Genomic DNA, 9,679 nt, shown 5'->3' with positions numbered 1-9,679 from the left:
TGATCAGGCTCATTTCAGGCCTCAAGTGACTTGACGCTGGACACGGTTGCTCGCCCGGGAGGGCGAAACCAAAGACATCAGCAAAAACGCGGCAATCCGGAACAAACACCCGAACAACCAGCAAGCCAACACAAACGCGCCAGTCCAACATGACCCCACAAAACGCAAAAAGCGCCCCGAAGGGCGCTTTTTCATACAACCGAGCCGCGCTTAGTGAGCGGTGGTTTCGCCAGCCTGCTGCATGCGCTGCAGCTCCTGGGCGTACAGGGCGTCGAAGTTCACCGGCGACAGCATCAGGGCCGGGAACGAGCCACGGGTCACCAGGCTGTCCAGCGCTTCACGGGCATACGGGAACAGGATGTTCGGGCAGAAGGCCCCCAGGGTGTGGCTCATGGAAGCGGCGTCCAGGCCCTTGATCAGGAAGATACCGGCCTGCTGCACTTCGGCAATGAAGGCCACTTCTTCACCGTTCTTCACGGTCACCGACAGGGTCAGCACGACTTCGTGGAAGTCACCTTCCAGCGCCTTCTGGCGGGTGTTCAGATCCAGGCCGACGCTCGGCGTCCACTCCTGACGGAAGATTTCCGGGCTCTTCGGCGCTTCGAAGGACAAGTCCTTGACGTAGATGCGCTGCAGGGAGAATTGCGGGTTCTGCGCTTCGGCGGCGCCGCTGTTGGCTTGCTCGGTCATGGCTCGTGCCTTCCTTAAAGTTGGGGTTTCAAGCGGTGCCCTGCAGCAGCGCATCGAGCTTGCCGGCGCGCTCCAAGGCATAGAGGTCGTCACAGCCACCCACATGAGTGCTGCCGATCCAGATTTGCGGTACCGAGGTGCGCCCGGCCTTGCGGGTCATCTCCGCGCGCACGGCTGGCTGGCCGTCGACACGAATCTCCTCGAAGTCCACCCCTTTGCTGGCCAGCAATTGCTTGGCACGGATGCAGAAGGGGCACCAGTCGCTGGAGTAGATGACCACGCTGGTCATGTCACTTCACCAGCGGCAGGTTGTCGCCACGCCATGTGGCGATGCCACCGGCCAGCTTGGCCGAGGTGTAGCCGGCTTTCTTCAGTTCGCGGGCGATGCTGCCAGCGTGCTGGCCCATGGCGTCGACCACCACGATGGTCTTGGCCTTGTGCTTTTCCAGCTCGGCGATGCGCGCGGCCACTTTCTCGTAGGGAATGTGCAGCGAGTCGACGATATGGCCGGCAGAAAAATCCTTCTGCGAACGCACGTCGAGCACCACGCCCTTGTCGCTGTTGACCAGCGCGGTCAGCTCGCGGCTGGACAGGCTCTGCCCGCCCTTGCGCATTTCGGTGACGATCAGCAGCACCAGCAGAACGACGAAGGTTCCGGCCAATACATAGTGGTTGGTGACGAACTCAATCAGGTTGGCGAACATCTATAAGGCCCAGGACGGTAAAATGCCGGCCAGTATACACAGCCCCACAGGTCGGCCAAACCCCGTCTGGCAGTGACGCGCCAGGCGCTTGGCCCTAGAATGCCGGGCTGTTCCATGCCCCTTCAGACGCACAGCGAGCCAGCTTAATGAGCGCCACGCCCAAACCCTTGGTTCTGATCATCCTCGACGGCTTCGGTCACAGCGACAAACCCGAATACAACGCCATCTACGCGGCCAACACGCCGGTCTATGACCGACTGCGCGCCAGCTACCCGCACGGCCTGATCTCGGGCAGCGGCATGGACGTCGGCCTGCCGGACGGGCAGATGGGTAACTCCGAAGTCGGCCACATGAACCTCGGCGCCGGGCGCGTGGTGTATCAGGACTTCACCCGCGTGACCAAGGCGATCCGCGACGGCGAGTTCTTCGAGAATGCGACGATCAACCAGGCCGTGGACAAGGCGGTAGCCGCCGGCAAGGCCGTGCATATTCTCGGCCTGCTCTCCGATGGCGGCGTGCACAGCCATCAGGATCACATCGTCGCCATGGCCGAGCTGGCCGCCAAACGCGGCGCCGAGAAGATCTACCTGCACGCTTTCCTCGATGGCCGCGACACCCCGCCGAAGAGCGCCCAGCCGTCCATCGAACTGCTCGACGCCGCCTTCGCCCGCCTCGGCAAGGGCCGCATCGCCAGCCTCACCGGCCGCTACTTCGCCATGGACCGCGACAACCGCTGGGATCGCGTCGAGCAGGCCTACCACCTGATCGTCGACGGCGCCGGCCAGTTCAACGCCGCCAGCGCCGTGGAAGGCCTGCAGGCCGCCTACGAACGCGGCGAGAGCGACGAGTTCGTCAAGGCCACCACCATCGGCACGCCGGTGCAGGTCGAAGATGGCGACGCCGTGGTGTTCATGAACTTCCGCGCCGACCGCGCCCGTGAACTGACCCGCGCCTTCGTCGAGCCCGACTTCAAGGAGTTCGAGCGCAAGCGTGCACCGCAGGTCGGTTTCGTCATGCTTACCCAGTACGCGGCGAGCATCAAAGCGCCCAGCGCCTTCGCCCCGGAAGCTCTGACCAACGTACTCGGCGAATACCTGGCGAAGAACGGCAAGACTCAACTGCGCATCGCCGAGACCGAAAAGTACGCCCATGTCACCTTCTTCTTCTCCGGCGGCCGCGAAGAGCCGTTCGAGGGCGAAGAACGCATCCTGATTCCGTCGCCGAACGTCGCTACCTACGACCTCAAGCCGGAAATGAGCGCGCCGGAAGTCACCGACAAGATTGTCGATGCCATCGAGAACCAGCGGTATGACGTGATCATCGTCAACTACGCCAACGGCGACATGGTCGGCCACACCGGCGTGTTCGAGGCCGCAGTCAAGGCCGTGGAAACCCTCGACACCTGCGTCGGGCGCATCACCGAGGCGCTGGAAAAGGTCGGCGGCGAAGCGTTGATCACCGCCGACCACGGCAACGTCGAGCAGATGGAAGACGAATGCACCGGCCAGGCGCACACCGCGCACACCTGTGAACCGGTGCCGTTCATCTACGTCGGCAAGCGCCCGGCGCGCATCCGCGCAGGCGGCGTGCTGGCCGATGTGGCGCCGACCCTGCTCACGTTGATGGGCCTGCCGCAACCAAGCGAGATGACCGGCAAGACCATCGTCGAGCTGGAATAAGGCGTAGCGGCCGCTCGTAGCGCAGCGAACGGTACGCCATCTTGCGAAAGCCAGATGGTGTACCGCCTTCGGCGAGGACGCCCTACAATCTTTCGCTCTGCTTACAGCCTGCGGCTTGCAGCTTGCCGCTGCTTTTTTAGGCATACTAAGCGCCATTCGCTACTCCGCCAGGTGTCGCTCACTTCATGCGTCGTGTCCTCCTACTCGTTCTGCTCAGCAGCCTGCTCGCTCCGGTCATGGCCGACCAGCGCGCCGATACCCAGCGCCAGCTGGATGCGGCACGCCAGGACGTCACCGAGCTGAAGAAACTGCTGGAGAAACTGCAGCAGGAAAAATCCGGCGTGCAGCAGCAGTTGAAGAAGACCGAAACCGACATGGGCGACCTGCAGAAGCAGGTCAACGAGCTGCAACGCGAGCTCAACAGCAGCGAGGCGGAAATCCAGCGCCTGGATCAGGAGAAAAAAAAACTCCAGAGCGCACGCGCTGAACAGCAGCGACTGATCGCCATCCAGGCCCGCGCGGCCTATCAGAGCGGCCGCCAGGAATATCTCAAACTGCTGCTCAACCAGCAGAACCCGGAAAAGTTCTCGCGCACCCTCACCTACTACGACTACCTGAGCCATGCGCGCCTGGAGCAACTCTCGGCCTTCAACGAGACCCTGCGCCAACTGGCCAACGTCGAGCTGGAAATCACCAGCCATCAGACCCAACTGCAGGCACAGAAAGCGGAACTGGATCAGCGCCACGCTCAGCTCGCCGAAGCCCGCAAGGAGCGCCAGCAGGCGCTGGCCAAGCTCAACAGCGAATACTCCAGCCGCGATCAGCGCCTCAAGGCCCGCGAGCAGGAGCAGGCCGAACTCGGCCGGGTACTCAAGACCATCGAGGAAACCCTGGCGCGCCAGGCCCGCGAAGCCGAGGAAGCGCGCAAGCGCGAACTGGCCGCCCGCGAAGCGCAGCCAAGAGGCCATGCCAAACCCGCCTCCAGTGGCCCACTGGTCAGCTCTGGCGCCGTCTACGGCGGGCCTTTTGCCAGCGCACGCGGCAAACTGCCGTGGCCGGTCAATGGCCGATTGGTAGCAGGCTACGGAACCCCTCGCGGCGACGACGCTCGTACTAAGTGGGACGGCGTGCTGATCGGCGCTCAGGCCGGCAGCCAGGTACGCGCCGTGCACGGTGGACGCGTGGTGTTCGCCGACTGGTTGCGCGGCGCCGGCCTGTTGGTCATTCTCGACCACGGCAACGGTTACCTGAGCCTGTACGGCCACAACCAGAGTCTGCTCAAGCGGGCCGGTGACGTGGTCAAGGCCGGTGAAGCCATTTCCACGGTTGGAACCAGTGGCGGCCAGGATACCCCGGCCCTGTATTTCGCCATCCGCCAGAACGGCCGCCCGAGTGATCCGGCACAATGGTGCCGCGCGCAGGGATAAGCGCTTTACTCATTTAGGAGTTGTCTTCATGCACCATCGCTTCCGCCCCACCTGCCTGGCTCTGGCCCTTGGCCTGCTGCTCGGCGCTCCTGCCCTGCAGGCTGCAGAGCCCGCCCCCGCGCCGGCGGCGAGCAGCAAGGCGGCACCGCTGCCGCTGGATGAACTGCGCACCTTCGCCGAGGTGATGGATCGCATCAAGGCCGCCTATGTCGAGCCGGTCAGCGACAAGGAACTGCTGGAGAACGCCATCAAGGGCATGCTCAGCAACCTCGATCCGCACTCGGCCTACCTCGAGCCGGAAGCCTTCGCCGAACTGCAGGAAAGCACCAGCGGCGAATTCGGCGGCCTGGGCATCGAAGTCGGCATGGAAGACGGCTTCGTCAAGGTGGTCTCGCCCATCGATGACACGCCCGCCTCGAAAGCCGGCATCCAGCCTGGTGACCTGATCGTCAAGATCGACGGCCAGCCGACCAAGGGCCTGTCGATGATGGAAGCCGTGGACAAGATGCGCGGCAAGGCCGGCAGCAAGATCGAGCTGACCCTGGTGCGTGACGGCGGCCGCCCGTTCGACATCACCCTCACCCGCGCCGTGATCAAGGTACGCAGCGTCAAGAGCCAGTTGCTGGACGACGGCTACGGCTACCTGCGCATCTCGCAGTTCCAGGTCAACACCGGCGAAGAAGTCGGCAAGGCCCTGGCCAAGCTGCGCAAGGAAAACGGCGACAAGAAACTGCGCGGCCTGGTCATGGACCTGCGCAACAACCCCGGCGGCGTGCTGCAAGCTGCGGTGGAAGTGGCCGACCACTTCCTCAAGAGCGGCCTGATCGTCTACACCGAGGGTCGCCTGGCCAATTCCGAGCTGCGCTTCAACGCCGACCCGGCCGATGCCAGCGAAGGCGTACCGCTGGTGGTGCTGATCAACGGCGGCAGCGCTTCGGCCTCGGAAATCGTCGCCGGTGCCCTGCAGGATCACAAACGCGCCGTACTGATGGGCACCGACAGCTTCGGTAAAGGCTCGGTGCAAACCGTGCTGCCGCTGAACAACGACCGTGCGCTGAAACTGACCACCGCGCTGTACTTCACCCCCAACGGCCGCTCGATCCAGGCGCAAGGCATCGTCCCCGACATCGAGGTGGCCCGCGCCAAGGTCACTCGTGAGCAGGACGCCGAAGGCATCAAGGAAGCCGATCTGCAAGGCCATCTGGGCAACGGCAACGGCGGCGCTGATCGCCCGACCAAGGCGGCACAGGCCGCGCGCACCGACCGCCCGCAGGACGACGACTACCAATTGAGCCAGGCGCTGAACCTGCTCAAAGGCCTGAACGTCACCCGCGGCGACTGAACCCGCCACGCCGAAACGAAAAAGCCCGGGCTAGATGCCCGGGCTTTTTCATGACGCGGCCATCAGAGGTAGTTGTTGGTCACTTCCTCGATGAAACCTTCGTCGCGCATGCTATCCAGCGCCTTCTGCAGGCGCTGCACGACCTCATCGGGGGTGTCCTTGTTCAGGGCCAGGTACAGCTCGGCATCCTTGAAGCGCAATACGGTGTTGAGGCCGGTCACATCCTCCTGCTTGGCCAGGTAACGCCCCACCGGATCGGTGGTGGCCCACAGGTCGATCTGCCCTCGCACCAGCTTCTTCACGTTCTCCTGATCCCGCAGCGCATTGATCGGCGCCAGCCCCTGGCTTTCCAGGCTCTGGCTGACCGCGTCGTTCTTGTAGGCACCGATACGGTACTTGGCCGCATCCTTCAGGCTCGACACCTTGATGTCGCTGCCGGGGGCAGCCAGCAGCACCCAGCCAGTCTTGGCGATGGGGCCGACCCATTTGAACAGCGGCTTGCGCTCCTCGGTGTAGGTCGTAGAGAACAGGCCATAGTTGGGTTTTTCCAGGGTCAGGCGGTACAGGCGATCCCAGGGAAAGCGCAGCGTCAGGGTGTAGCCGATGCCGGCACGCTTGAACATCTCGCGCACGATGTCGGCGCTGATGCCGTCGATCGAGTCGTCACGGGCGAAGTTCTTGTCATCGACCGCCATGTTGAACGGCGGGAAGTTCTCGGTCAGCAACACCACCTTGTAATCCGCAGGCAACTCCGCACGGGCCAGACCAGCCGCACAGAGCAGGGCGAGAAACAGGCTTTTCTTCAGTATTTTCAACATAGACGTACCGCTCGCATGATTTGTGGTTATGGCTCGCGGCATCCCTGCGTTGACCTGGGCCCGGCTATCGGCACCCAGAGAGTCCGCCATCCATGGCGAGCAGCCGGCTTGTGGCCGACTGCCAGGTTCTATCTAGAGGTAGCGCCCCTGAATCTCGTCGATCACGCCCTCGGCACGCATGCCATCGAGCGCGGCCTGCAATCTGGCCACGAGGTCGTCGGCCGTCTCATGGTTCAGGGCCAGGTAGAGTTCGGCGCTATCGAAGCGCAGAACGGTTTTAAGACCCCCAATGCCCTCCTGCTTGGCCAGGTAGCGCCCGGCCGGATCGCCCGTAGCCCACAGATCGATCTGCCCAGCCATCAGCTTGCGTGCATTCTCCTGATCACGCAGCGAAGCGCTGTGCTCGATGCCCTTGTCGGACAGGTATTGCGAGATGGCGTCCCCCTTGTAGGCACCAATGCGGTACTTCGCGGCCTGTTCGAGGCTCTCGAGACGCAACGGGCTGTCGCCCTTGGCCAGCATGACCCAGTCATCCGGCCCAATCGGCCCGACCCACTTGAACAGCGCTTCACGCTCGGGCAAACGTGCCGTGACGAACACGCCATAACCCGGTTTTTCCAGCGCCAGCTTGTAGATGCGATCCCAGGGGAAACGCAGGGTCAGGTTGTAGCCAACGCCCGCGCGCTTGAACATCTCCCTGACGATCTCCACGGCAATGCCGTTGATGTTTTCGTCCTGTGCGAAATTCTTGCCATTGGTCGCCATGTTGTACGGCGGAAAGTTCTCGGTCAGCAGCACCAGACTTTGCTCTTGAGCCACCTCGGCGCGTGCGGCGCCCGCGAGCACCATAAGCGTGCTGGTCAACGCGATCAGCAATGGTTTGAACATGACGATTCTCTGTTTTTTATGGCAGACGGGGCGAGGATAACCCTCAGCCCCAACCCAGCCCAACAATTAGTGGCAGCCTGCCTTCAATAGCGCGCGCCGATGGCTTGCAGATCGCCCTCGGCGCGCAGCTGATTCAGAGCCTTCTGCAACTTCTGCACCACCTCGTCAGGGGGCTGCCGATCCAAGGTCAGATACAGGTCAGCGGTGTATAGGCGCCAAACGACAAACAAACCACTTACCCCCTTCTGACACGCCATGTCGCGAGCCCCCCTGATCGGACGTGATCCAAAGATCGATCTGCCCTTTCTCCAGGTTCAGGCCACGCTTGAGCATAAACGGCGTCTTGGCGTCACCCTTGTCCCCGCCAAGGCGGTAACGACCGGCGGCCTCAACCGAATCCGGGCATCGCCCTCGGCAGCGCAGAGGGTGCAGGCCATTTAACGAGAGGGAAGTTATGCAGCGATGCTAGCCGAGTCGCTGGCACTTTGCCGTCGACTCGCCCGCAGCTTTGGCCGGCAGAACTGCCGGCCGAAAGGTAATCAACGCACCACGATACCGCGGCTGGACAAGTAGGCCTTGGCTTCCGGCACGGTGTATTCGCCGAAGTGGAAGATGCTGGCGGCCAGCACCGCGTCGGCCTTGCCTTCGAGGATGCCGTCGGCCAGGTGCTGCAGGTTGCCGACGCCACCGGAGGCGATCACCGGCACGCGCACGGCCTCGCTGATGGCGCGGGTCACGCCGAGATCGTAGCCGCTCTTCACGCCGTCCTGATCCATGCTGGTGAGCAGGATCTCGCCGGCGCCCAGGCCTTCCATCTTGCGCGCCCACTCCACGGCATCCAGGCCGGTCGGCTTGCGCCCGCCGTGGGTGAAGATTTCCCAGCGGCCCGGCTCGCCCGGCGCGGAGACGCGCTTGGCGTCGATGGCGACGACGATGCACTGCGAACCGAAACGTGCAGCGGCCTCACCGACGAACTCGGGGTTGAACACGGCGGCGGTGTTGATCGACACCTTATCGGCGCCGGCATTGAGCAGATTGCGGATGTCCTGCACGGTGCGTACGCCACCGCCGACGGTCAGCGGGATGAACACCTGGCTGGCCATGCGCTCGACGGTGTGCAGGGTGGTATCACGGCCGTCGACGCTGGCGGTAATGTCGAGGAAGGTGATCTCGTCGGCGCCCTGCTCATCGTAGCGACGGGCGATCTCGACCGGATCGCCGGCATCACGGATGTTCTCGAACTTGACGCCCTTGACCACGCGGCCGTTGTCCACGTCGAGGCAGGGGATGATGCGTTTAGCTAGTGCCATACGGGGCTCCCGTAGGGTGGGTGCAACCCACCGATAAAGATTGCGTCAGTGCTGGCGGGTTTCACCCGCCCTACGGTTTAAGCCTTGTAGGAATCGCAGAAACTCTGCGCTTCGGCCACATCCAGGGTGCCTTCATAGATGGCACGGCCGGTGATGGCGCCGATGATGCCGGGCGAGCGCGCCAGCAGCAGCTTCTCGATGTCGCCGAGGTTGTGGATGCCACCGGAAGCGATCACCGGAATCTTGCTGGCAGCGGCCAGCGCGGCGGTGGCTTCAACGTTGCAGCCCTGCATCATGCCGTCTTTGGCGATGTCGGTATAAACGATGGCCGACACACCGTCAGCCTCGAAGCGCTTGGCCAGGTCGGTGGCCTGCACGCTGGAGACTTCCGCCCAGCCGTCGGTAGCGACGAAACCGTCCTTGGCATCCAGGCCGACGATCACCTTGCCGGGGAAGGCCTTGCACGCCTCGGTGACGAACTCGGGTTCTTTCACCGCCTTGGTGCCGATGATCACGTAGCTGACGCCGGCGCGCACGTAGTGTTCGATGGTTTCCAGGGTGCGGATACCGCCGCCGATCTGAATCGGCAGGTTCGGGTAGCGCTTGGCGATGGCGGTGACCACCTCGCCGTTGACCGGCTGACCCTCGAAGGCGCCGTTGAGATCGACCAGGTGCAGACGACGGCAGCCGCCCTCGACCCACTTGGCAGCCATGCTCACCGGGTCATCGGAGAATACGGTGGAGTCTTCCATACGGCCCTGGCGCAGACGCACACAGGCACCGTCCTTGAGATCGATAGCGGGGATAATCAGCATCGGTTG

Annotated in this window: 11 protein-coding genes; 3 read left to right on the top strand and 8 right to left on the bottom strand. The window is 63.4% G+C overall.

Annotation, left to right across the window (positions count from 1 at the left end; genetic code table 11):
• Window positions 1–210: 210 nt before the first annotated feature.
• The 3 genes from secB to ACODS1_RS22970 are packed head-to-tail and all read right to left on the bottom strand — an operon-like array spanning window position 211 to window position 1,394.
• Window positions 211–690 carry a protein-export chaperone SecB gene (secB, locus tag ACODS1_RS22980; RefSeq protein ID WP_489087461.1) on the bottom strand — a complete coding sequence of 160 codons (480 nt, stop codon included), beginning with the start codon at window positions 688–690 and terminating at the stop codon, window positions 211–213.
• 28 nt (window positions 691–718) lie between these two features.
• On the bottom strand, window positions 719–979 hold the full coding sequence (grxC, locus tag ACODS1_RS22975) for a glutaredoxin 3 (RefSeq protein ID WP_322978953.1): 261 nt from the start codon (window positions 977–979) through the stop codon (window positions 719–721).
• Window position 980: 1 nt separating this feature from the next.
• Window positions 981–1,394, bottom strand: coding sequence for a rhodanese-like domain-containing protein (locus ACODS1_RS22970; RefSeq protein ID WP_489087460.1), 414 nt, complete (start codon window positions 1,392–1,394; stop codon window positions 981–983).
• A gap of 146 nt (window positions 1,395–1,540) precedes the next feature.
• Between ACODS1_RS22970 and gpmI the strand changes: the two genes are divergently transcribed.
• From gpmI to ACODS1_RS22955, 3 genes are all read left to right on the top strand, one after another.
• Window positions 1,541–3,073, top strand: a complete 1,533-nt coding sequence (gpmI, locus tag ACODS1_RS22965) for a 2,3-bisphosphoglycerate-independent phosphoglycerate mutase (protein ID WP_489087459.1) — start codon at window positions 1,541–1,543, stop codon at window positions 3,071–3,073.
• Window positions 3,074–3,258: 185 nt separating this feature from the next.
• Entirely contained in the window at window positions 3,259–4,500 is a 1,242-nt protein-coding gene (locus ACODS1_RS22960) for a murein hydrolase activator EnvC family protein (protein ID WP_322978956.1), read from the top strand.
• A 28-nt stretch (window positions 4,501–4,528) separates the two neighbouring features.
• A complete protein-coding gene (locus ACODS1_RS22955; protein WP_322978957.1) occupies window positions 4,529–5,842 on the top strand; it encodes a S41 family peptidase in 1,314 nt (437 codons plus the stop codon).
• 62 nt (window positions 5,843–5,904) lie between these two features.
• Here ACODS1_RS22955 and ACODS1_RS22950 read toward each other — a convergent pair whose 3' ends face one another.
• From ACODS1_RS22950 to hisA, 5 genes are all read right to left on the bottom strand, one after another.
• Window positions 5,905–6,660: a substrate-binding periplasmic protein gene (locus ACODS1_RS22950; protein WP_322978958.1), complete on the bottom strand. Its 756-nt coding sequence runs from the start codon at window positions 6,658–6,660 to the stop codon at window positions 5,905–5,907.
• A 132-nt stretch (window positions 6,661–6,792) separates the two neighbouring features.
• Entirely contained in the window at window positions 6,793–7,548 is a 756-nt protein-coding gene (locus ACODS1_RS22945) for a substrate-binding periplasmic protein (protein ID WP_489087458.1), read from the bottom strand.
• A gap of 83 nt (window positions 7,549–7,631) precedes the next feature.
• Window positions 7,632–7,778, bottom strand: a complete 147-nt coding sequence (locus ACODS1_RS22940; protein WP_489087457.1) for a hypothetical protein — start codon at window positions 7,776–7,778, stop codon at window positions 7,632–7,634.
• A gap of 309 nt (window positions 7,779–8,087) precedes the next feature.
• On the bottom strand, window positions 8,088–8,858 hold the full coding sequence (gene hisF, locus ACODS1_RS22935; RefSeq protein WP_489087456.1) for an imidazole glycerol phosphate synthase subunit HisF: 771 nt from the start codon (window positions 8,856–8,858) through the stop codon (window positions 8,088–8,090).
• A gap of 77 nt (window positions 8,859–8,935) precedes the next feature.
• Window positions 8,936–9,673, bottom strand: coding sequence for a 1-(5-phosphoribosyl)-5-[(5-phosphoribosylamino)methylideneamino]imidazole-4-carboxamide isomerase (gene hisA, locus ACODS1_RS22930; protein WP_489087455.1), 738 nt, complete (start codon window positions 9,671–9,673; stop codon window positions 8,936–8,938).
• Between the last annotated feature and the right edge of the window lie 6 nt (window positions 9,674–9,679).

Source organism: Pseudomonas sp. FG29 (genome assembly GCF_057809355.1).
This window is presented reverse-complemented; position numbering and strand designations above follow the sequence as displayed.

Coding starts and splice junctions, on each gene's coding strand:
- secB (WP_489087461.1), bottom strand. CDS start 690: ATGACCGAGCAAGCCAACAGCGGCGCCGCCGAAGCGCAGAACCCGCAA.
- grxC (WP_322978953.1), bottom strand. CDS start 979: ATGACCAGCGTGGTCATCTACTCCAGCGACTGGTGCCCCTTCTGCATC.
- ACODS1_RS22970 (WP_489087460.1), bottom strand. CDS start 1,394: ATGTTCGCCAACCTGATTGAGTTCGTCACCAACCACTATGTATTGGCC.
- gpmI (WP_489087459.1), top strand. CDS start 1,541: ATGAGCGCCACGCCCAAACCCTTGGTTCTGATCATCCTCGACGGCTTC.
- ACODS1_RS22960 (WP_322978956.1), top strand. CDS start 3,259: ATGCGTCGTGTCCTCCTACTCGTTCTGCTCAGCAGCCTGCTCGCTCCG.
- ACODS1_RS22955 (WP_322978957.1), top strand. CDS start 4,529: ATGCACCATCGCTTCCGCCCCACCTGCCTGGCTCTGGCCCTTGGCCTG.
- ACODS1_RS22950 (WP_322978958.1), bottom strand. CDS start 6,660: ATGTTGAAAATACTGAAGAAAAGCCTGTTTCTCGCCCTGCTCTGTGCG.
- ACODS1_RS22945 (WP_489087458.1), bottom strand. CDS start 7,548: ATGTTCAAACCATTGCTGATCGCGTTGACCAGCACGCTTATGGTGCTC.
- hisF (WP_489087456.1), bottom strand. CDS start 8,858: ATGGCACTAGCTAAACGCATCATCCCCTGCCTCGACGTGGACAACGGC.
- hisA (WP_489087455.1), bottom strand. CDS start 9,673: ATGCTGATTATCCCCGCTATCGATCTCAAGGACGGTGCCTGTGTGCGT.